This is a genomic window from Pelomonas aquatica, from assembly GCF_026712205.1.
In the GTDB taxonomy this organism is placed as follows: Bacteria; Pseudomonadota; Gammaproteobacteria; order Burkholderiales; family Burkholderiaceae_C; genus Pelomonas; species Pelomonas aquatica.
This window is the reverse complement of sequence record NZ_JAPPUW010000014.1, coordinates 84,067-105,942: the sequence shown is the minus strand read 5'-3', so window position 1 is coordinate 105,942 and position 21,876 is coordinate 84,067. Positions and strand designations below refer to the sequence as shown.

General features: G+C 71.5%; 16 protein-coding genes. 9 read left to right on the top strand and 7 right to left on the bottom strand.

Going from position 1 to position 21,876, the window contains the following annotated elements:
* Nucleotides 1-2: 2 nt before the first annotated feature.
* Nucleotides 3-2,360, bottom strand: a complete 2,358-nt coding sequence (locus NYP07_RS15965; RefSeq protein ID WP_268152141.1) for a xanthine dehydrogenase family protein molybdopterin-binding subunit — start codon at nt 2,358-2,360, stop codon at nt 3-5.
* A gap of 2 nt (nt 2,361-2,362) precedes the next feature.
* A complete protein-coding gene (locus tag NYP07_RS15960) occupies nt 2,363-2,833 on the bottom strand; it encodes a (2Fe-2S)-binding protein (protein WP_268152139.1) in 471 nt (156 codons plus the stop codon).
* A gap of 99 nt (nt 2,834-2,932) precedes the next feature.
* Between NYP07_RS15960 and NYP07_RS15955 the strand changes: the two genes are divergently transcribed.
* Complete coding sequence (locus tag NYP07_RS15955; RefSeq protein ID WP_268152137.1) at nt 2,933-3,913, top strand: XdhC family protein; 981 nt, start codon at nt 2,933-2,935, stop codon at nt 3,911-3,913.
* A 55-nt stretch (nt 3,914-3,968) separates the two neighbouring features.
* Nucleotides 3,969-4,595: a glutathione S-transferase family protein gene (locus NYP07_RS15950; RefSeq protein ID WP_268152135.1), complete on the top strand. Its 627-nt coding sequence runs from the start codon at nt 3,969-3,971 to the stop codon at nt 4,593-4,595.
* A gap of 52 nt (nt 4,596-4,647) precedes the next feature.
* Here the strand turns inward: NYP07_RS15950 and sppA are convergent, their stop codons facing one another.
* Nucleotides 4,648-6,519, bottom strand: coding sequence for a signal peptide peptidase SppA (sppA, locus tag NYP07_RS15945; RefSeq protein ID WP_268152133.1), 1,872 nt, complete (start codon nt 6,517-6,519; stop codon nt 4,648-4,650).
* Nucleotides 6,520-6,604: 85 nt separating this feature from the next.
* Here sppA and NYP07_RS15940 point away from each other — a divergent pair, with 85 nt between their 5' ends.
* Together NYP07_RS15940 and NYP07_RS15935 are read left to right on the top strand one after the other, a co-directional pair.
* On the top strand, nt 6,605-8,257 hold the full coding sequence (locus NYP07_RS15940; RefSeq protein WP_268152131.1) for an FMN-binding glutamate synthase family protein: 1,653 nt from the start codon (nt 6,605-6,607) through the stop codon (nt 8,255-8,257).
* Nucleotides 8,258-8,369: 112 nt separating this feature from the next.
* Nucleotides 8,370-9,017, top strand: a complete 648-nt coding sequence (locus NYP07_RS15935; protein WP_268152129.1) for a response regulator — start codon at nt 8,370-8,372, stop codon at nt 9,015-9,017.
* Here the strand turns inward: NYP07_RS15935 and NYP07_RS15930 are convergent, their stop codons facing one another.
* Nucleotides 9,018-9,656: a glutathione S-transferase family protein gene (locus NYP07_RS15930; RefSeq protein ID WP_268152127.1), complete on the bottom strand. Its 639-nt coding sequence runs from the start codon at nt 9,654-9,656 to the stop codon at nt 9,018-9,020.
* Nucleotides 9,657-9,917: 261 nt separating this feature from the next.
* Here NYP07_RS15930 and purB point away from each other — a divergent pair, with 261 nt between their 5' ends.
* On the top strand, nt 9,918-11,306 hold the full coding sequence (gene purB, locus NYP07_RS15925) for an adenylosuccinate lyase (RefSeq protein WP_268152125.1): 1,389 nt from the start codon (nt 9,918-9,920) through the stop codon (nt 11,304-11,306).
* A 54-nt stretch (nt 11,307-11,360) separates the two neighbouring features.
* Here the strand turns inward: purB and NYP07_RS15920 are convergent, their stop codons facing one another.
* Nucleotides 11,361-11,870 (bottom strand): GNAT family N-acetyltransferase, encoded by a 510-nt coding sequence (locus NYP07_RS15920; protein WP_268152123.1) that lies wholly within the window; start codon nt 11,868-11,870, stop codon nt 11,361-11,363.
* A gap of 65 nt (nt 11,871-11,935) precedes the next feature.
* On the opposite strand from NYP07_RS15920, the gene NYP07_RS15915 reads away from it, so the two are divergent.
* The 4 genes from NYP07_RS15915 (at nt 11,936) to NYP07_RS15900 (ending at nt 19,061) form a co-directional block, all read left to right on the top strand.
* Complete coding sequence (locus NYP07_RS15915) at nt 11,936-14,155, top strand: putative bifunctional diguanylate cyclase/phosphodiesterase (protein ID WP_268152121.1); 2,220 nt, start codon at nt 11,936-11,938, stop codon at nt 14,153-14,155.
* 65 nt (nt 14,156-14,220) lie between these two features.
* On the top strand, nt 14,221-15,021 hold the full coding sequence (pyrF, locus tag NYP07_RS15910) for an orotidine-5'-phosphate decarboxylase (RefSeq protein ID WP_268152119.1): 801 nt from the start codon (nt 14,221-14,223) through the stop codon (nt 15,019-15,021).
* A gap of 2 nt (nt 15,022-15,023) precedes the next feature.
* Complete coding sequence (locus NYP07_RS15905; RefSeq protein ID WP_268152117.1) at nt 15,024-18,329, top strand: PAS domain-containing hybrid sensor histidine kinase/response regulator; 3,306 nt, start codon at nt 15,024-15,026, stop codon at nt 18,327-18,329.
* 21 nt (nt 18,330-18,350) lie between these two features.
* Nucleotides 18,351-19,061: a queuosine precursor transporter gene (locus tag NYP07_RS15900; protein ID WP_268152115.1), complete on the top strand. Its 711-nt coding sequence runs from the start codon at nt 18,351-18,353 to the stop codon at nt 19,059-19,061.
* Here NYP07_RS15900 and NYP07_RS15895 read toward each other — a convergent pair.
* On the bottom strand, nt 19,058-21,385 hold the full coding sequence (locus NYP07_RS15895) for a xanthine dehydrogenase family protein molybdopterin-binding subunit (RefSeq protein ID WP_268152113.1): 2,328 nt from the start codon (nt 21,383-21,385) through the stop codon (nt 19,058-19,060). The two genes, NYP07_RS15900 and NYP07_RS15895, sit on opposite strands and share 4 nt — an antisense overlap.
* The gene (locus tag NYP07_RS15890) at nt 21,382-21,846 is read right to left on the bottom strand and encodes a (2Fe-2S)-binding protein (protein ID WP_268152111.1); all 465 of its coding nucleotides are present in this window, start codon (nt 21,844-21,846) and stop codon (nt 21,382-21,384) included. The genes NYP07_RS15895 and NYP07_RS15890 overlap by 4 nt, the downstream gene beginning before the upstream one ends.
* Between the last annotated feature and the right edge of the window lie 30 nt (nt 21,847-21,876).

Genomic DNA, 21,876 nt, shown 5'->3' with positions numbered 1-21,876 from the left:
CCTCAGTTGGCCGTCTGCAGGGCCGTCCAGACCGTGCAGGGCGTGGCCGGCATGGGCAGGTCCTTCACGCCGATGGCGTCGCAGATCGCGTTGACGACGGCGGCCGGCGAACCGATGGCGCCGGCCTCGCCGCAGCCCTTCACGCCCAGCGGGTTGTGCGTGCAGGGCGTGCCCTTGGCGGTCTGCACATTGAAGCTGGGCAGGTCGTCGGCGCGCGGCATCGCGTAGTCCATATAGCTGCCCGACAGCAGCTGGCCGGATTCCGCGTCGTAGACGCCGTGCTCCAGCAGTGCCTGGCCGATGCCCTGGGCCAGGCCGCCGTGCACCTGGCCCTCGACGATCATCGGGTTGACGATGTTGCCGAAGTCGTCCACGGCGCTGAAGCGGTCCACGCGCACGACGCCGGTGGCCGGGTCCACCTCCACCTCGCAGACATAGCTGCCGGCCGGGTAGGTGAAGTTGCTGGGGTCGTAGAAGGCGTTCTCGTTGAGGCCCGGCTCCAGCTTGTCGAGCGGGTAGTTGTGCGGCACATAGGCCGTCAGCGACACCTGCGCGAAGGGCACGACGCGGTCGGTGCCGGCGACGCGGTATTCGCCGTTGCTGAACTCGATGTCGCCCTCGCCGGCCTCCAGCAGGTGGGCCGCGATCTTGCGGCCCTTGGCGATGACCTTGTCCACCGCCTTCAGGATGGCCGTGCCGCCCACGGCCAGCGAGCGGCTGCCGTAGGTGCCCATGCCGAACAGCACCTTGCCCGTGTCGCCGTGCTGGATGTCGACGTCGTCCAGCGGGATGCCGAGGCGGTCGGCCACGACCTGGGCGAAGGTGGTCTCATGGCCCTGGCCGTGCGAGTGGCTGCCGGTGAAGACGGTGACCTTGCCGGTCGGGTGCACGCGCACCTCGCCGGCTTCGAACAGGCCGGCGCGCGCGCCCAGAGCGCCGGCGATGTTGGACGGCGCCAGGCCGCAGGCCTCGATATAGGTCGAGTAGCCGAGGCCGCGCCGCAGGCCCTTGGCGGCGCTCACGGCCTTGCGCGACGCGAAGCCGGCCACGTCGGCGATCTTCTGCACCTGGGTCAGCGTCGCGTCGTAGTCGCCGGTGTCGTAGGTCAGGCCCACGGGCGTGGCGTACGGAAACTCCTTGATGAAGTTGCGGCGGCGCAGCTCGGCCGGGTCGATGCCGAGCTCGTGGGCGGCCGTCTCCACCAGGCGCTCGACGACATAGGTCGCCTCGGGCCGGCCGGCGCCGCGGTAGGCGTCCACCGGCGCGGTGTTGGTGAACACGCCGGTGACCTCGGCGTAGATCCTGGGCGTCTTGTACTGGCCGGCCAGCAGCGTCGCGTAGAGGATGGTCGGCACGCAGGACGCGAAGGTGGACAGATAGGCGCCCAGGTTGGCCGTCGTGTGCACGCGCATCGCGAGGAAGGCGCCGTCCTTGCCGGTGGCCAGCTCGGCCGTCGTGACATGGTCGCGGCCATGGGCGTCGGACAAAAAGCTCTCGCTGCGCTCGGCCGTCCACTTGATCGGCCGGCCCAGCTTCCTGCTGGCCCAGACCAGCGCCGTCTCCTCGGCGTAGAGGAAGATCTTGGAGCCGAAACCGCCGCCCACGTCGGGCGCGACGACGCGCAGCTTGTGCTCGGGGATGCCGAGCACGAAGGCGCACATCAGGAGGCGCTCGACGTGCGGGTTCTGGTTGGCGACGTAGAGGGTGTAGGCGTCGTCCGCCGGATTGTAGCTGGCGTTGGCCGCGCGCGGCTCGATGGCGTTGGGGATCAGGCGGTTGTTGCGGAACTGCAGCCGCGTGACGTGGGCGGCGCCGGCCATGGCGGCGTCGGTCGCGGCCTTGTCACCGCAACCCCAGGTGTAGCAGCGGTTGTCCGGCGCCTCGTCGTGCACGCGGCCGGCATGGCCGGCGGCGGTGGCAGTGTCGGCCACGGCGGGCAGCTCGTCGTAGTCCACGTCCACCAGCGCCGCCGCGGCCTTGGCCTCGGCCAGGGTCTCGGCCACGACCAGGGCCAGCGCGTCGCCCACGTAGCGCACCTTGCCGTCCGCCAGGATGGGGTGCTTGGGCTCCTTCATCGGCTGGCCGTCGGTGCTGGTGATGAGCCAGCCGCAGGGCAGGCCGCCGACGGCGCGGAAGTGCTCGCCGGTGTAGACGCCCAGCACGCCCGGCGCGGCCTGGGCGGCGGCCGTGTCCACGCGCCTGAGCCGCGCATGCGCGTAGGCGCTGCGCACGAAGACGCCATAGGTCTGGCGCGGCAGCACGATGTCGTCGGTGTACTGGCCGCGGCCGGTCAGGAAGCGCGCGTCCTCGCGGCGCTTGACGCTCTGGCCGATGAGGCCGGTCTTGTCGGGCGCGTTCATGCTCAGGCCTCCTTCATCGCCTGTGCGCCGGCCTGCACGGCCCGCACGATGTTCTGGTAGCCGGTGCAGCGGCAGAGGTTGCCCTCCAGCCCCTCGCGGATGGCGGCCTCGCTGCCGCAGTCGTGGTGCTGCACCAGGTCCACGGCGCTCATGACCATGCCCGGCGTGCAGAAGCCGCATTGCAGGCCGTGGCAGTCCTTGAAGGCGGCCTGCATGGGGTGCAGCGCGCCGCCGGCGGCGGCCAGGCCCTCGATGGTGGTGATGCCGGTGCCGTCGGCCTGCACGGCCAGCAGATTGCAGGCCTTCACGGCGCGGCCGTCGAGGTGGACGGTGCAGGCGCCGCACTGCGCGGTGTCGCAGCCGACATGGGTGCCGGTCAGGGCCAGGTCTTCGCGCAGCAGCTGCACCAGCAGCCGGTCGGGAGTCACGTCGCGGCTGACGGCACGGCCATTGACCGTGAGCTGGATCTTCATCGCTGGTCTCCGTGGTTGTGGGGACGATGCTGGCCCGGCCGGCAAGGCTTGTGATTGCCGATTACCCTAGTGGAAATACATGCTGGGGATAAGCAAGCCATGGACAACCTCGATCTCGGCGTGCTGCGCACGGCCGCCGGCTGGCGGGCCGAGGCGCGCGGCGTCGTGCTGGGCACCATCACCCGCACCTGGGGTTCGGCGCCACGGCCGGTGGGCTCGCTGGTGGCCGTGCGGGACGACGGGCTGATCGCCGGCTCGGTGTCCGGCGGCTGCATCGAGGACGACCTCGTCGCCCAGCTGCGCGCCGGCAGCCTGAAGCTGGACAGGCCCACGCCGCTGCGCTATGGCGTCGGCGCCGAGGAGGCGCGCCGCTTCGGCCTGCCCTGCGGCGGCACGCTGGAGCTGATGCTGGAGCCGCTGGGGCCGCAGTCGGCCGTCGACGAGCTGCTCGCGCGGCTGGAGCACGGCGAGCGCGTGCGGCGCATGCTGGATCTCGCCAGCGGCGCCGCCACGCTGGCCGACGCCGAGCCGGGCGCCGACGCACTGGTGCTGACCGCCACCCGACTCGTCAGCCACCATGGCCCGCAATGGCGGCTGCTGGTCATCGGCGCCGGCCAGATGACCGACTACCTCGCGCAGATGGCCCTGGCCCTGGGCTATGGCGTGACGGTCTGCGACCCGCGTGCCGAGTACGCCGACGGCTTCGTGATCGCCGGCGTCACGCTGACGCGCGACATGCCGGACGACGTCGTCACCGCCTTCAAGCCCGACGGCGCGACCGCCATCGTGGCACTCACCCACGACCCCAAGCTGGACGACCTCGCGCTGATGGAGGCCCTGCGCGGCGCGGCCTTCTACGTCGGCGCCATCGGCTCGCGCGTGAACCAGGCCAAGCGGCGCGCGCGGCTGGCCGAGCATTTCGGGCTGACGGCCGAACAGCTCGACCGCCTGCACGGCCCCGTGGGCCTGGACATCGGCGCGCGCACGCCGCCGGAGATCGCGCTCAGCATCCTGGCCGAGATGACGGCGGTGCGCTATCGCGCGGCCGGCGCTCGGCCCGAGGCCGGCTGCGCGGTCTAGCGGGCTGGCCGTGAATGGTGCCGCGTAAAGTCCGTTGCTTTTACGCAAGCCCGCCATGATCGAACTGCACTACTACCCCAGCAACGCCAGCTTCGCGCCCCATCTGCTGCTTGAGGAGATGGGCGTCCCGTTCACGCTGCGCAAGGTCGAGCGCGACAGCGGCGAGCACAAGTCGCCGGCCTATCTGAAGCTGAACCCGAACGGGCTGATCCCGGTGCTGGTGGACGGCGACCTCGTGCTCTACGAGACGGCCGCCATCCTGATGCACCTGGCCGACTGCCATCCGGGCTTTGCGCCGGCGCCCGGTACGGCCGAGCGGGCCCAGTATTACAAGTGGATGGTCTGGCTGACCAACACGCTGCAGGCCATGCTGATCCACTACTTCTACCCGGACCGCATGGCCTCGGACGCCGCCGAAGTGAAGGCGCGCGCCGAGGCCCAGGTCGCACCGATGCTGGACCAGATGGACGCCGAGCTGGCCCGCCACGGCGGCCCCTGGTTCCTGGGCCAGCACTACACGGCGGTGGACCCGCTGGCCTTCATGCTGTGCCGCTGGACGCGCATGCAGGCCCACCCGGCCAAGGCTCGGCCGGCTCTGGGCGCCTACCTGGCGCGCGTGTTCGAGCGGCCGGCGACGCAGCGCGTGGTGGCCAAGGAGAAGTTGCCGGACCCGGTGTATTGAGATCGGTGCCGGGTTGGGGTGCTTTTGCGGGAAGCCCCCTAACCCAACAACTTCAAGGCGCCCCGCACAGGCAGTGCACCGCGGCCGCCCGCTCCCAGTGCCCCTGCGCCGACATCTTCGCCAGCTCCTTCAGCGTGGACAGCTCCTCGACGACCGGCGCCGGCAAGGCGGCCAGCCCCAACGACTGCACGAGTGACGGCGCCAGCGTGTCGCTCAGCGAGGCGAGCAGGCGCTCGCTGCGGCTGAGGTCGCGCTCGACATAGCTCAGGCGCGGCTTCTCGCCGGCCTTGAGCTCCAGCTTGGCCAGCCTGGCGGCCGCCTGCACGGCGTCGTCGAAGCTGCCCAGGCGGTCCACCAGGCCGCGCGCCTTGGCCTGGGCGCCCGTCCAGATGCGGCCCTGGGCCACCGTGTCGATCTGCTCCGGCGTGCTCTTGCGCGCCTGCGCGGCCAGGCCGGTGAAGCGGGCGTAGGTGCTGTCGATGCCCGACTGCACGGCCGCCTGCAGCCGCGGGTCCAGCGGGCGGCGCGGGTCGTAGCCGCCGGCCAGCCAGGTCGTCGTCACGCCGCCGGTGTGCAGCGAGAGCTTGTCCATCAGGCCCTCGGCCGTCGGCAGGATGCCGAAGACGCCGATGCTGCCGGTGACGGTGCCGGGGTCGGCGATGACGGCGTCGCTGCTCATCGAGATCCAGTAGCCGCCCGAGGCCGCCACGTCGCCCATGGACACGACCACCGGCTTGCCGGCCCGGCGCGTCAGCTCCAGCTCGCGGCGGATGACCTCGGACGCGAAGGCGCTGCCGCCGGGCGAGTTGACGCGCAGCACGACGGCCTTGATGGCGTCGTTCTCGCGGGCCTTGCGGATCAGGCGCGCCGTCGAGTCGCCGCCGATGCGGCCCGGGCCCACGTCGCCGTCGACGATCTCGCCCTCGGCCACGACGACGCCCAGCCCCGGCTGCAGCCCGTTCGGCGTGCCGGCGTCCTTCACATAGGCCAGGTAGTCGGCCAGCGAGACCTGGCGGAAGCTCTTGCTCTGCTCATCCCGGGCGCCTTTGGCCGTCAGCAGCTCGCGCATCTGGTCGCGCGTCTTCAGCCCGTCCACCAGCCTGGCCTGCAGGGCCAGCTGGGCCGGGTCGCCCTTGACCGCGGCGAGGCGCTGCGGCAGCTCGGCTATGCCCTTGGCGATGCTGCCGGCGTCGAGCTTGCGCGCGGTCTCGATGGCGGCCGTGAAGCCGCTCCACAGCTCGCCATAGACCAGGCCCTCGGCCTCCTGCGTCGCGGCGCTGGGGCCGTTGGCCGTGTAGGGCTCGGCAAAGCTCTTGTAGGTGCCCACCTTGAGGACGTGGGCCGTCACGCCCAGGCGGTCCAGCGCGTCCTTGTAATAGGTGCGCCAGCGGCCGAAGCCCTCCAGCATGACCATGCCCATGGGGTGCAGATAGACCTCGCCGGCCTGGGCGGCCAGGAAATAGCCGCGCTGGCTGTAGTTGTCGGCATAGGACAGCACCGGCTTGCCGCTGGCCTTGCGGAAGCGCTGCAGCGCCGCGCCCACCTCGTGCAGGCCGGCCTGGCCGGCGCCCTGCAGCTCCTCCACGTCCAGCAGCACGGCGCCGATCTTGTCGTCGCGGGCGGCCGTGTCGAGCGCGGCGAGCACGTCGCGCAGCCGCGTCTGCTTCGGCATCCCGCGGCCTTCGGCCTGGGCCACCAGCTGCTCGCGCGGGCTGCCGGAGAACTGCTCGACGAGATCGCCGTCGAGCTTGAGCACCAGCGTGGTCTTGTCGGCGAGCGGCCTCGGGCCGCGCGACAGCAGGGCCGCCGCGACGGCGACGACGAGCAGCAGCACGAGCAGGTTCATCAGCGCCCGGCGCGTGCCGTCGAGCAGCCACCAGGCCTTGGAGAACAGCCAGCCCATCGCGGAGAACACGGATTTCATCGGACCTGCCTTGCGGGATTGATGCGGGCCGATTGTGCAGACTCCTCGCTTAGCATCCGCCGGTCATGGTTTGCGAGGACGCCTCATGCTTGCTTGGCCCGGTTGGTTGCGACGCCTCAACGAGCACTTGCCGCTGCGCTATCTGACCTGGATGTGCTGCGGCGCGCTGGCGCTGTACTTCGCCGCCAGCTGGACGGCCGGCATCGGCGACGGCCTGTTCGCGCTGCTCTTCCTGGCGCTGACGCTGCTGGGCCTGCGCGACGCACGCCAGACGCGCCACTCCATCCTGCGCAACTACCCCGTCATCGGCCATCTGCGCTTCCTGTTCGAGTTCATCCGGCCCGAGATCCGCCAGTATTTCGTCGAGGGCGACAACGACGCCGCGCCGTTCTCGCGCGCCCAGCGCTCCATCGTCTACCAGCGCGCCAAGGGCGACCCCGACCAGCGCCCCTTCGGCACCCAGCTCGACGTCGGCGCGCGCGGCTACGAGTGGATCAACCATTCGCTGGCGCCCACCCACCTGCTCGGCCACGACTTCCGCATCACCATCGGCGCCGGCCGGGCCCAGCCCTATTCGGCCAGCGTCTTCAACATCTCGGCGATGAGCTTCGGCGCGCTCAGCGCCCGCGCCATCCTGGCGCTGAACAAGGGCGCCAAGATCGGTGGCTTCGCCCACGACACCGGCGAGGGCTCGATCAGCGTGCACCACCGCGTGCACGGCGGCGACCTGATCTGGGAGATCGGCTCGGGCTATTTCGGCTGCCGCAACGATGACGGCTCCTTCAGCGCCGACAAGTTCCAGGCCGCCGCGGCCGACCCGCAGGTCAAGATGATCGAGCTCAAGCTCAGCCAGGGCGCCAAGCCCGGCCACGGCGGCGTGCTACCCGGCCCCAAGGTCACCGCGGAGATCGCCGCCGCGCGCGGCGTGCCGGCCGGCCAGGCCTGCATCTCGCCGGCCCGCCACAGCGCCTTCTCGACGCCGATCGAGATGATGCAGTTCATCGACCGGCTGCGGAACCTGTCGGGCGGCAAGCCCACCGGCTTCAAGCTCTGCATCGGCCACCCCTGGGAGTGGTTCGCGCTCTGCAAGGCCATGCTGGAGACCGGCATCACGCCGGACTTCATCGTCGTCGACGGCGCCGAGGGCGGCACCGGCGCGGCGCCGCTGGAGTTCACGAACAACGTCGGCGCGCCGCTGCAGGAGGGCCTGCTGCTGGTGCACAACACGCTGGTCGGCCTGAACCTGCGCGACCAGATCAAGATCGGCTGCGCCGGCAAGGTCACGACGGCCTTCGACATCGTGCGCCTGATGGCCCTGGGCGCCGACTGGTGCAACGCGGCGCGCGGCTTCATGTTCGCCCTCGGCTGCATCCAGGCCCAGGCCTGCCACACCGGCCACTGCCCCACCGGCGTGACCACGCAGGACCCGCAGCGCCAGCGCGCCATCGTCGTGCCCGACAAGGCCCAGCGCGTCGCCAACTTCCACCAGGGCACGCTGAAGGCGCTGAAGGAGCTCGTCGAGGCCGCCGGCCTGTGCCACCCGCAGGAGATCACGGCCCAGCACATCGTGCATCGGCTCGACAAGCACGAGGTGAGGCTGCTGGCCAATCTGCTGCCCTTCGTCGAGCCCGGCGCCGTGCTGCGCGGCGAGCTGCCGCACAACACCTTCCGCGTCTACTGGCCGCTGGCCAGCGCGCACAGCTTCTCGCCCCAGGGCCGCATCGAGCGGGCCGCCTGAGACCTTGAACAGGTTCTGCCCCCGCCGGGATGCGGGGGGTGGCGCCTACGAACTAGGGGGGAGAGGGCCGGAACGCGCACAATGCGCGGCGGTCCCCAGTGCCGCTCCCGCCATGCCCACCGTCTACCTCCTCCGCCATGGCGAGCCCGTGCTGCAGCGCACGCGCTCGCTGCTGTTGCAGGCCGGTGGCGTCCGGCTCTGCGGCAGCAAGGCCCTGCTGGCCGATGCGCTGGACGAACTCGCCACGCTGGCGCCCGACATCGTCGCCAGCGACCTGCGTCTGGTGGACAGCCATGCGATGCGCGTAGCCCACGAACTCGGCCGCCTGCCGGTGCGGCCCCAGCTGCTGCTGCTGACGCCGACGGCCGACGACCTGCAGCTGTTCGCGGCGCTGAGCGCCGGCGCCAACGCCTATCACGTCGACGACGGCAGCGGCAGCAGCCTCGCGCAGGCGCTGGCGCGCCTGCACGAGCGCCGCGCGATGCTCAGCCCCCAGCTCGCGCGCCAGGCGCTGGCCGCCTTCGGCATCGAGCGCAGCCCGCTGGCCACCGCGCGCCAGGCCGCGGCCGCGCTGGACGCCAGCCCCGCCGGCCGCCAGATCGACCAGGCCAGCCGCCATCTGCTGACGCTGCTGGCCCAGGGCCTGCTGCTGGCCGAGATCGCGATGCTGTGGAAGCTGGAGGTCGCCGAGATCGAACGCCGCATCTGGCGCCTGGTGCGCCTGCTGCACGTCCGCTCGCGCGAACTGCTGATCGCCTGATCAGGCCGGTATGGGCGCCGATGGCGCCGTGTCGATGAAGCTCTGGCGCTGCGAGAGCTTGTCCATGTGGCGGGCCAGGTTGGGGTGGGCCTCGCGCCAGCCGATCTCGGGGAAGCGGAACTCCAGCCAGCCCAGCGCGCAGCCGACGGCGATGTCGGCCAGCGAGAAATGGTTGCCCGAGCACCAGGCCTTCTCGCCCAGGCCCTGGCTCATCGCGGCCAGCGCGGCGTTCACCTTCACGACATGGCGGTCGATCCAGGCCTGGCTGCGCTGCTCCGGCGGGCGCTGCGCCCAGGTGCGCTCGAGGCGCACGAGGACGGCGGCGTCCACCAGGCCATCGGCCAGGGCCTCCCAGGTGCGCACCTCGCAGCGCTCGCGGCCGCGCTCGGGGATGAGCTTGCCCACCGGCGACAGCGTGTCCACGTATTCGACGATGACGCGCGAGTCGAACACGGCGCCGGTGATCGAGTCCTGGCCCTCCATGACCAGGCAGGGCACCTTGCCCAGCGGGTTCATCTTCAGGATGGCGTCGCTGCCCCAGACGTCTTCGAGCACCAGCTGGTAATCGAGCTTCTTCTCGGCCATCACGATGCGCACCTTGCGCACATAGGGGCTGGCGAGAGATCCGATCAACTTCATCGCGGTCATAGAGGCAAACAACGGGGTCACAGGTCGAAACGATTCTAGCCAGCGGCCCCCTTCGGACCGGCCGTGAAAAAGCCCTGTCGGGTCGGGCCGACAGGGCCTGGGAAGCAGGGGTTGCCAGTCACGCGCGGCACCCCCAGAGTGTCGGCCGGTCCGTCGCGATCCCGACGCATCCGGCCGACGAAGAGCGGGCCAAGTTCCCCAGCGAACGCCAAAAACTAGAATCGCGGGTTTTCCACGATCCGCCCGGCTGCCATGACCACCACCGACTTCAACCCGATCAGTGCCCTGTCGCCGCTGGACGGCCGCTATGCCGCCAAGGTGAGTGCGCTGCGCCCGCTGCTGTCCGAGTACGGGCTGATGCACCGCCGCGTGCAGGTCGAGGTGGAGTGGTTCATCGCGCTGTCGGACGCCGGCTTCAAGGAGTTCAAGCCGCTGAGCAGCGCCGCGCGCGCGCGCCTGCGCCGCCTCGTGAAGAAGTTCAGCGAGGCCGACGCGGAGGAGATCAAGGCCATCGAGCGCACGACCAACCACGACGTGAAGGCGGTCGAATACTGGATCAAGCGCAGCTTCGAGGGCAATACATCCGTGCACGGCGAGCTGCTGACGGCCTCGGAGTTCGTGCACTTCGCCTGCACCAGCGAGGACATCAACAACACCAGCCACGCGCTGATGCTCAAGGCCGCGCGCGACGAGGTCATGCTGCCGGCGCTGGACGGCATCGTCGCGACGCTGCGCAGGATGGCCCACCAGTTCGCCGCCGTGCCGATGCTGAGCCGCACCCATGGCCAGACGGCCAGCCCGACGACGGTGGGCAAGGAGATCGCCAACGTCGTGGCCCGCCTGCAGACGGCGCGCGCTCGCATCGCGGCCGTGAAGCCGCTGGCCAAGATGAACGGCGCGGTCGGCAACTTCAACGCCCATCTGTCGGCCTGGCCCCGCCACGACTGGGAAGCCTTCTCCAAGGCCGTCATCGAGAAGCAGCTGAAGCTGACGTTCAACCCCTACACGATCCAGATCGAGCCGCACGACTACATGGCCGAGCTGTTCGACGCGTTCACGCGCGCCAACACCATCCTGATCGACTGGGCGCGCGACGTCTGGGGCTATATCTCGCTGGGCTACTTCAAGCAGCGCACCAAGGCGGGCGAGATCGGCAGCTCGACGATGCCGCACAAGGTCAACCCCATCGACTTCGAGAACGCCGAAGGCAACTTCGGCCTGGCCAGCGCGGTGCTGACCCACCTGAGCCAGAAGCTGCCCGTGAGCCGCTGGCAGCGCGACCTGACCGACTCCACCGTGCTGCGCAATATGGGCGTGGGCCTGGGCTATGCGCTGCTGGGCTATGACTCGCTGGCCAAGGGCCTGGGCAAGCTGGAGGTGAACGAAGCGGCCCTCGCCGCCGACCTCGACGCCGCCTGGGAAGTGCTGGCCGAGCCCATCCAGACCGTCATGCGCCGCTTCGGCCTGCCCAACCCCTACGAGCAGCTCAAGGAGCTGACGCGCGGCAAAGCCATCACGCAGGAGTCCATCCGCGCCTTCATCGAGGGCCTGGACCTGCCCAAGGCCGAGAAGGCCCGGCTGCTGAAGCTGACGCCGGGCGGCTACACCGGCCTGGCACAGGAGCTGGCCAGGCGAATCTGAAGGCTTTGCGGGACAGACCGATCGAGCGCAGCGAGTAGCTCTGTCCCCAACTGACTACAGCGCCAGCTTGAACACCCTCGACGGCTCGTTGTAGCCGTCGAGTTGTTCCTGACCCTGTTCGACGAAGCCCAGCTTGCCCAGCAGCGCGATGCTGGGCGGGTTGTCGAGCGCCGTGATGGCCATCAGCGTCTGCCAGCCCAGCATGGCCTTCGCATGTGCCACGCAGCCGCGTGCCGCTTCCAGCGCATAGCCGCGGCCCTCGTGCTCGGCCAGCAGCGCATAGCCGAGGTCGGGCTCGGGCAGGGCCGGGCGCTTGAACAGGCCGCACATGCCGACCAGCATGCCGTCCTCGCGCCGCACCACGGCCCAGAAGCCGTGACCGAGTTCACGGTAGGCCGTGAACAGCCGGCCCTCGGCCCAGGCCAGCGCGTCGTCGACGCTGCGCACGCCGGGGTCGTTGATGTTGCGGATCCAGCCCGGTTCGTTGACCAGGCGCAGCAGGAAGGGCGCGTCTAGCGGTGTGAATTCACGCAGCGACAGGCGTTCGGTGTCCAGGATGTGCATGGAACCACACAATAACCGGTCAACCTTCCGGCCCGACATCCGACTGCCTGCCGCCCCTCCGCGACATGAGTTCCGCGCCCCCTTCCAGCACCAACCCCGCGCTCAGCCAGGCGCTGCGGGAGCTGGACGTCATCCTGGCCAATGCCGGCGTGGGCATCGTCTTCGTGAAGGCGCGCAAGCTGGTGCGCTGCAACCAGCGCTATGCCGAGATCTACGGCTTCGACAGCGCCGAGGCCGCCGTCGGCCACAGCAGCGTGGAGCTCTATGCCACCGCGCAGGAGGCCCGCGGCCTGGGCGCGCGCGCCTACCCGGTGCTGTCCAGCGGCGAGACCTTCCGCGGCGAGCAGATGATGCGGCGCCAGAACGGCGACATGTTCTGGGCCCACCTGACGGGCCGCCTCATCAACGCCGACGACCCGGCCGACGGCTCGATCTGGATCGTCGACGACATCAGCGAGCGCAAGCTGGCCGACGCGGCCCTGGCCGACCTGCATGCCGAGCAGCAGCTGATCTTCGACCACGCGATGGTCGGCATCGTCTTCCTGCGCGGCCGCCGCGTGACGCGCTGCAACCGCGCCTTCGAGCAGCTGTTCGGCTACGGCCCCGGCGAGCTGGACGGCCAGCTGTCGCGTGCCTGGTATCTGAGCGACGAGGACTGGAAGGCCGCCGGCGATCTCTGCTACGAACCGCTGTCGCGCGGCGAGTCCTTCCACGCCGAGATGCTGCTGGGCAGGAAGGACGGCACGCCCGTCTGGTGCGAGGTGCGCAGCAAGGCCATCGACCGCAGCGACCTGTCGCGCGGCTCGATCTGGATCACGCAGGACATCACCGCGCGCAAGCGGGTCGAACAGGAGCTGGTCAACGCCAAGAGCCAGCTGGAGGCGCTGGTGGAGCAGCGCACCCAGCAGCTCAGCCAGACCGTCGCCGCGCTGGAGCAGAAGGTGGCCGAGCAGCAGGCCGCCGAGGCCCACATCCAGCGCCTGGCGCTGTTCGACGGCCTGACCGGCCTGCCCAACCGCCATCTGCTGGCCGACCGCGCCAGCCAGGCCATCGACATCGCGCGCCGCAACGACGAGCCGGTGGCCGTGCTCTTCCTGGACCTGGACCACTTCAAGAACGTCAACGACTCGCTGGGCCACCGCGTCGGCGACTCGCTGCTCATGCAGCTCGCGTCGCGGCTGCGCGGCACGGTGCGCGAGCAGGACACCGTGGCCCGCACCGGCGGCGACGAGTTCGTCCTCGTGCTGCCGCAGACCGACGTCGCCGGCGCCGCCCACCTCGCCGCTAAGCTGATGGCCCTGGCCAGCGCGCCCTTCCAGGTCGACCAGCAGGAGCTGACCGTCACGCCGTCGATGGGCATCGCGATGTTCCCGACCGACGGTGACGATTTCGACACGCTGTGCAAATGCGCCGACGCGGCCATGTACCGCGCCAAGCGCGACGGCCGCAACGCCTACCGCTTCTTCACGAGCGAGATGCAGGCCCAGTCGGCGCGCGCGCTGCTGCTGGAGAACGCGCTGCGCCGCGCGCTGGAGCGCCGGCAGCTCAGCCTGCACTACCAGCCGCAGTTCGCGCTCGACGCCGGCGGCGCGGCCCGCATCGTCGGTGCCGAGGCGCTGCTGCGCTGGCAGCACCCCGAGCTGGGCTGGGTGTCGCCGGTCGAGTTCATCCCCATCGCCGAGGCCTCGGGCCTGATCCTGCCCATCGGCGAGTGGGTGCTGCGCGAGGCCCTGTCGCAGCTGCGCCGCTGGGACGAAGCCGGCCTGCCCCAGCTGACCATGGCCGTGAACCTGTCGGCCGTGCAGTTCCGCCACGACGACCTGCCCGAGCTCGTCGGCCGCGTGCTCGCCGGGACCGGCGTGCCGGCCTGGCGCCTGGAGCTGGAGCTGACCGAGGGCGCCGCGATGGACAACCCCGCGATGGCCATCGCCGTCATGAACGAACTGGACGCGCGCGGCGTGCGCCTGTCCATCGACGACTTCGGCACCGGCTACTCGTCGCTGAGCTATCTGAAGAAGTTCCGCGTCGGCAAGCTCAAGATCGACCAGTCCTTCGTGCGCGACCTGACCGAGGACGCCGAGGACCGCGCCATCGTCGACGCCGTCATCCGCATGGCCGGCGCACTGGGCCTGCAGACGCTGGCCGAGGGCGTCGAGACCGAGGGCCAGCTGGCCTTCCTGCGCCGCCAGGGCTGCCAGGCCGTGCAGGGCTATCTGTTCAGCCGGCCGCTGCCGGCCGATGCCTTCGCCGAGTTCGCGCTGGCGCGGACCATGGTGTCCGTTTGAACCCGCCCCGGCCGAGGGCAAGCGGCAATGCCGCTGTCGCGAGCCAAGCCCGACAATCCCGCGCCATGACCTTCACCGCCCAGCTCCAAGCCCTCTCCCATTCCCGCCTGTGCGTCGGCCTCGACCCTGAACCGGCCAGGCTGCCGGGCGCCTGGGCGGGCGACGCGGCCAAGATCTTCGACTTCTGCGCGGCCATCGTCGACGCGACCCACGACCTCGTCTGCGCCTTCAAGCCGCAGATCGCCTACTTCGCCGCCCACCGCGCCGAGGACCAGCTGGAGCGGCTGATCGACCACATCCACGCGGTCGCGCCCGGCGTGCCCGTCATCCTCGACGCCAAGCGCGGCGACATCGGCTCCACGGCCGAGCAGTACGCCCGCGAGGCCTTCGAGCGCTACCGGGCCGACGCGGTCACGCTGTCGCCCTTCATGGGCTTCGACTCGGTCGAGCCCTATCTCGCCTACGAGGGCAAGGGCGCCATCCTGCTGTGCCGCACCTCCAACAAGGGCGGCGACGACTGGCAGATGCAGCGCCTGGCCGACGTGCCGGGCCAGCCGCGGCTGTTCGAGCACCTGGCCCGGCTCGCCGAGACGCAGTGGAACCGCAACGGCCAGCTCGGCCTCGTCGTCGGCGCGACCTATCCCGGCGAGATCGCCCGCGTGCGCGAGCTCGCGCCCACGCTGCCCCTGCTGGTGCCCGGCGTCGGCGCCCAGGGCGGCGATGCCGCGGCCGTCGTGCAGGCGGCCGGCCGCACGGCGCCGCTGGTCGTCAATTCGTCGCGCGCCGTCCTCTATGCGAGCAGCGGCGCCGACTTCGCCGCCCGCGCCCGCGCCGTGGCCGAAGCCACCCGCGCCAGCCTGATCTGAGCATGCCCCGCGGCGGCGACGACGACCTCAGCAGCCTGGTCGGCCACGCGGAGCCGCCCGAGCAGCAGCGCGCCCGCCTCGCGACCAGCATGCGCTGGCATGCGGCGCGCATCTTCCTGCTGGCCTGCGGGCCCGTCTTCCTGCCCGTCGCCGGGCTGCTCTGGGCCACGCGCCAGCCGGGCGAGTGGCTGGACGGCTGGCTGCCGCCGCTGCTGTCGTTGCTGATCTCGCTGCAGGCCTTCGCGCGGCTGCTGGTGCTGGCGCGCAGCCCGCGCCGCGAGGCCGGCCAGGCCGTGGCGCTGCTGACGATGGCCCTGGTCGTCGCGCTGCCGGTGGCCGTCGCCGTGTCGCGCGACGTCGGCCTGTGGGCGCTGTGCCTGGCGCTGGCGGGGCCGGTCGTCGCCTTCGCCACCGGCATGCTGGGCCTGCGCTCCGGCCTGGTGCTGACCCTGCTGGCCGGCGGCGCGCTGGCCGGCCTGGCCGGCGCCGAGGCCCTGGGCTGGGCCACCCACCCGATGGCCTCGAACAGCCTGCTGCTGCGCGCCGTCATGCAGTTCGGCCTGCTCGGCGCGGGCCTGATCGCCGGCTTCGGCCTGCTGAAGATGCTGCAGCGCTCGCTGGCCGAGGCCGACGAGCGCACCGCGCGTTTCCGCGGCCTGCTCGGCATGGCCGCGGACTGGTACTGGGAGATGGACCGCGAGTTCCGCTTCACCCACATCGCCGAGGAGAGGGCCGGCAGCTCGGGCCTGGACCTGGGCTCGCGCATCGGCAAGACGCCGTGGGAGATCGACGGCATGGGCCTGAGCGACGACGAGCTCGACGCCCACCGCGCCGACCTCGAATCGCACCGCCCCTTCCACGGCATGGTGGCGCGCCGCGTCGGCGTGGACGGCACGCCGCGCTGGGTGTCGATCAGCGGCGAGCCGCGCTTCGACGCGCAGGGCAATTTCCGCGGCTACTGGGGCGTGGGCCGCGACGTGACGCAGGAGGTCACCGCCGAGCAGACCGTGCACGCGACCGAGACGCGCTACCGCGAGCTGTTCCGGCGCTCGCCCAGCCCGCTGGTGCTGCACCGCTGGGGCCGCGTCGTCGACGCCAACCCGGCGGCCATGGCCATGTTCGGCTATGCGCAGCGCTCCAGCATGATCGGCCAGGACCTGTTCAGCCACTACGAGCCGGGCGACGACGAGGCCGCGCGCCAGCAGGCCGCGCGCCTGGAGAGCCTGCCGCCCGGCGCGATGCAGCCGGTGACGGAGTACCGGCTGCGCACGCTGTCGCGCCGGCGCCGCCTCGTGCAGGCCACCAGCGTGCGCGTCGAGACCGCCAGCGGCCCGGCCACGCTGACCTTCTTCACCGACCAGACCGAGCAGAGCCGCGCCCAGGACGCGATGCGCCGCAGCGAGAGCCTGCTCTCCCAGCTCGTCGCGATCAGCCCGGACGTCATCACGCTGTCCGAGGCCGAGACGGGCCGTTTCGCGATGGTCAACCCCGCCTTCGAGGCGCTCAGCGGCTGGAGCCGCGACGAGGTGCTGGGCCGCAGCTTCCAGGAGATCGGCCATTGGTCCGACCCCGCGGAACGCCTGGTGATGCGCGAGCTGCTGCAGCGCAACGGCGTGATCCGCAACATGCCCATGACCTTCCGCCGCAAGGATGGCAGCCTGTTGCCGATGCTGATGTCGGTCGCGCCCTTCGTGCTGGACGGGCAGCAATACCTCGTGGCCTTCGTGCGCGACATCTCGGAGAGCGAACGCAGCCGTCTGGTGCACAGCGCCATCCTGGAGAACGCGTCCATCGGCATCGCGCTGACGCGCGACCAGCATTTCGTGCTGGCCAATCCCTGCGTCGAGACGATGTTCGGCTGGACGCGCGGCGCGCTGGTCGGCCAGCACGGCAGCGTCGTCTGGCCCTCGACGGAGGACTGGCAGGCCGTCGGCCGCGACCTCGGGCCGCAGCTCGCCGCCGGCCAGCAGATCGAGGCCGAGCGCAGGATGCGCCGCCGCGACGGCTCCACCTTCCTGGCACGGCTGCTGGCCCAGGCCGTCGACCCGGCCCACCCCAGCCGCGGCGGCACGATCTGGATCATCGAGGACGTCACCGAGCGCCGCCGCGTCGACGCCGCGCTGGCCCAGGCCAAGGACGAGGCCCAGGCCGCCAGCCGCGCCAAGAGCGCCTTCCTGGCCAACACCAGCCACGAGATCCGCACGCCGCTCAACGGCCTGCTCGGCCTGGGCCGCCTGGCCCAGCAGCCCGACATCCCCGAGGCGCAGCGGCGCGAGTTCCTGAACCAGATGATGGACAGCGCCGAGAGCCTGTCCGGCCTGATCTCCGACATCCTCGACCTGTCCAAGATCGAGGCCGGCCGCCTGACGCTGGAGACCCAGCCCTTCTCGCTGCGCGAGCTGCTCGGCTCCATCCGCCTGGCCTATCTGACGCTGGCGCAGGCGCGCGGCCTCACGTTCGCCCTCGAGATCGACCCGGCCCTGCCCGTCTGGGTCTTCGGCGACCCGCTGCGCACGCGCCAGATCCTGTCCAACTACCTGACCAATGCGCTGAAGTTCACCGAGGCCGGCGGCATCACCGTCAGCGTGAAGGCGCTGGCGCGCAACGCCCAGGGCAGCGCCGGCGAGTGGGTGCACATCGAGGTGCGCGACACCGGCCCCGGCATCGCGGCCGAGCAGCAGGCCCGCCTCTTCCAGCCCTTCACGCAGGCCGACGAGTCCACCACGCGGCGCTTCGGCGGCACCGGCCTGGGCCTGTCCATCTGCCGCGAGCTGGCGACGCTGATGGGCGGCGAGGTCGGCGTGCAGAGCCGGCCCGGCGAGGGCGCGACCTTCTGGGCCGAGCTGCCCCTGCCGGCCGCGCCGGCGCCGCTGGCCCACCAGCCGCGCGAGGCCCGCAGCAGCGGCGCGGGCCTGCAGGGCCGGCGCGTGCTGATCGCCGAGGACCACCCGGTCAATATGCTGATCGCCGTGGCCCAGCTGGAGCAATGGGGCATGGAGGTCGCCCAGGCCAGCGACGGCCGCCAGGCCATCGAGGCCGTGCGCGCCGCGGCCAGCGTCGGCAAGCCCTTCGACGTCGTGCTGATGGACGTGCAGATGCCCGTCATGGGCGGGCACGACGCGACCCGTGAACTGCGCAAGCAGTTCTCCGCCGCCGAGCTGCCCATCGTCGCGCTGACGGCCGCGGCCCTGGTCTCCGAGCGCGACGACGCCTTCGCGGCCGGCATGAACGACTTCCTGACCAAGCCCATCGACACGCCCAAGCTGCACCAGACTTTGCTGAGGCTGACCCAGCCGAAAAACGCCTGAGAAGGTGTGAACGGAGCCCGCATGCCACAGGAACCGCGCGTCTTCAAGTATTACGACCTGATCATGGCGGCCTTCGTCTGCGTGCTGCTGTGCTCCAACCTGATCGGCGCGGCCAAGGCGGCCCAGCTGACGCTGCCCGTCGTCGGCACGGTCACCTTCGGCGCCGACCTGTTCTTCTTCCCGATCAGCTACATCTTCGGCGACATCCTGACCGAGGTCTACGGCTATGGCCGCGACCGCCGCGTCGTCTGGGCCGGCTTCGGCGCCCTCGTGTTCTCGGCCTTCATGGCCTATGTCGTCGTGCACCTGCCGCCGGCCCGCAACGACTTCATGGCCGCCTACCAGGGCCATGTCGAGGCGGTGTTCGGCAACACCTGGCGCATCGTCGCCGGCTCGATGATCGCGTTCGCCTGCGGCAGCTTCGCCAACAGCTTCGTGCTGGCCAAGATGAAGGTCGCGACCCAGGGCCGCTTCCTGTGGGCGCGCATCGTCGGCTCCACCGTCGTGGGCCAGCTCGTCGACACCAGCTTCTTCTTCCTGATCGCGTTCTCGGGCATCTGGCCCAACGAGCAGCTGTTCGCCGTCATCGTCACGCAGTACCTCTTCAAGACGATCTGGGAGGCCGCGATGTACCCGGCCACGGCCCGGGTCGTGCGTTTCCTGAAGCGGGTCGAAGGCGTGGACCACTACGACCGCGGCACCGACTTCAACCCGTTCAAGATCAGGGTCTAACTGACAAGCGGCAGGCTGCGCCGGCGCTCGCCGGTCAGCGCGAACCAGGCGTTCGCGATGGCCGGCGCCAGCGGCGGCAGGCCCGGCTCGCCGACGCCCGTGGGCGGGCCGTCGCTGGGCACGAAATAGGTCTCGATGGCCGGGCACTCGGCCAGCGTCACGAGGCCCAGGTCGGGGAAGCTCTTCTGCTGCACGACGCCGGCCGCGATGTCGATGCGCCCGCGCAGCGCCGCGCTGAGGCCGAAGACGACGCAGCTCTCCATCTGGCGCACGACGATGCCGGGGTTGACGACGGTGCCGCAGTCGATTGCGCAGACGACGCGCTTCACGCGCGGCTGGCCCTGCTCGGCAACGACCTCCACGACCTGCGCGACGACGCTGCCGAAGCTCTCGTGCACGGCCAGGCCGCGGCCCGTGCCTTCGGGCAGCGGAGCGCCCCAACCCGACGCCTCGACCGCGCGCCTGAGCACGGCCTGGTGGCGCGGCAGGCCGTCCAGCAGCTTCAGCCGCAGCGTGGCGGGGTCGGCGTGGGCCGCGTGGGCCAGCTCGTCGATGAAGCTCTCGCGGAAGAAGGCGTGGTGGGAATGCCCGACCGAGCGCCAGTTGCCCACCGGCACGCCGCTGCGCGTGGCGACATGGGCCACGCGGGCGTTGGGGATGGCATAGGGCAGGTCGAACAGGCCCTCGGAGGCCGGCTTGTCCGGCGCGTCGCCGGATGCCGTCAGCGCGGCCAGCGCGCGGCCGTCGGGGAAGGCGTTGCGGTTGATCAGATCCAGCCAGGGCGCGCGGCCCGGCGCGATGCGTGCCAGCCAGCGCGGCCCGATGGCGTCGCCCGCGCCGGTGATGGACAGGGCGGTCACGCCGCCGGCATCCACGCCGCCGCGCAGCACGGCCACCTCGGCGGGGCGGTAGAAATCGTGCGTCGTGTCCTCCTCGCGCGACCAGACCAGCTGCACCGGCGCGCCGCCGCATTCCATCGCGACGCGCACGGCCTGGCCGATGAAGTCGATGTCCAGGCGCCGGCCGAAGCCGCCGCCGAGATAGGTCACCTGCAGGTCCACCGCGTCCAGCGCCACGCCGGCCACGCGCGCGGCCAGTTCGCGGGCCAGGCCGGGCACCTGGGTCGGCGCCCAGACCCTGACGCGGCCGTCCTTGACCTGGGCCGTGCAGTTCTGCGGCTCCATCGTCGCGTGGGCGAGATAGGGCGCGCTGTAGACCGCCTCGATGTGCTGCGGGGCCTGGGCGAGGGCCCGCTTCGCGTCGCCCTGGTCCAGGAAGGCGAAGCCCTCGCCGGCGGCATCGGCCGCGCGGGCGCGGCGCTCCAGCGCGGCGTGGATGGCGGGGGTGTCCGGCGCGCCGTCGGGGGGCGCCTGCCAGGCCACGTCCAGCGCCCGGGCGGCTTCCAGCGCGTGCCAGGTCGTGAGTGCGACGACCGCGTAGGCGGCCGTCGAGCCGGCCACCGGCCCGAGGGCCACGACGCGCAGCACGCCGGGCCGCGCGAGCACGGCGTCGACCTTGGCCGGCCCCAGGCCGCCGCCCAGCGCGGGGCAGTGGCGGATGGCGGCGAACAGCTGGCCGGGCTGGCGCACGTCCAGGCCGAAGCGGGCGCTGCCGTCCACCTTGGCGGCCAGGTCCAGGCGCGGCCGGGCCTGACCGATCTGGGTCCACTGCTGGGCGGTCTTCAGCCTGACCTCGCCCGGCGGCGTCTGCGCGGCCTCGGCGGCGACCTCGCCATAGTGGCCGAGCGCGGCGCCGCCATGCTGGATGACGCCGGCCTTGACCGTCAGCTCGGCCAGCGGCAGCTTGTGCTTCAGCGCCGCGGCGCCCAGCAGCTGGGCGCGCGCCGTCGCCGCGGCCAGGCGCAGCGGCTCCCAGGCATCGGCCGTGGACGAGGAGCCGCCCGTCAGGTTGAGCCCCAGCTCGCGCCCGATCTTGGCTGTCAGCCAGGCCGACAGCCGGTAGGCCGGCCTGTCGTGGTCGCGCGGGCCGAAGGGCATATTGCCCAGCACCGCCGCGACATTGCCGTAGATGGCGTCATGGCCCGCCGGCGTCAGGCTCACGCGCGCCAGCGGCACGTCCAGCTCGTCGGCGACGAGCTGGGCCAGCGCCGTGTGCACGCCCTGGCCCATCTCGCTGCGGTTCATCGCCAGCACGACGCCGCCGTCCGCGGCGATCTTGATCCAGCCGTTCAGCGCGACCTCGCCGTCGACCGGCGGCAGCAGCTCCCTGGCGCCCAGGCGCGAGCGCGGCGGCAGCGCGCCCCAGCCGACGATGAGGGCGCCCGCCGCGCCCAGGCCGGTCAACAGCAGCGTGCGGCGCTTCATGCCCTGACTCCCTTGGCCGCCTGCTTGATCGCCGCCCGCACGCGCGGGTAGCTGCCGCAGCGGCAGAGGTTGGTCATCGCGGCGTCGATGTCGGCGTCGCCGGGGTTGCTGTTCTTCGCCAGCAGCGCCGCGGCCGCCATCAGCATGCCGCTCTGGCAGTAGCCGCACTGCGGCACCTGCTCGGCCAGCCAGGCGAGCTGGACGGCATGCGGGTGGCCGGGGCTGCCCAGGCCTTCGATGGTGGTGACGGCCTTGCCCTGCACGCTGCCCAGCGGCGTCACGCAGGACCGGACGGCCTGGCCGTCCACATGCACGGTGCAGGCGCCGCAGGCGGCGATGCCGCAGCCGAACTTGGTGCCGGTCAGCTGCAGGCCATCGCGCAGCGCCCACAGCAGCGGCATCGCGGGGTCGCTCGCGACCTCGGGCAGGGCCAAGTCTTTGCCATTGACGTTCAATTCCATCGGGAGGGGCTCGGTGGCAGAAACCGCCGC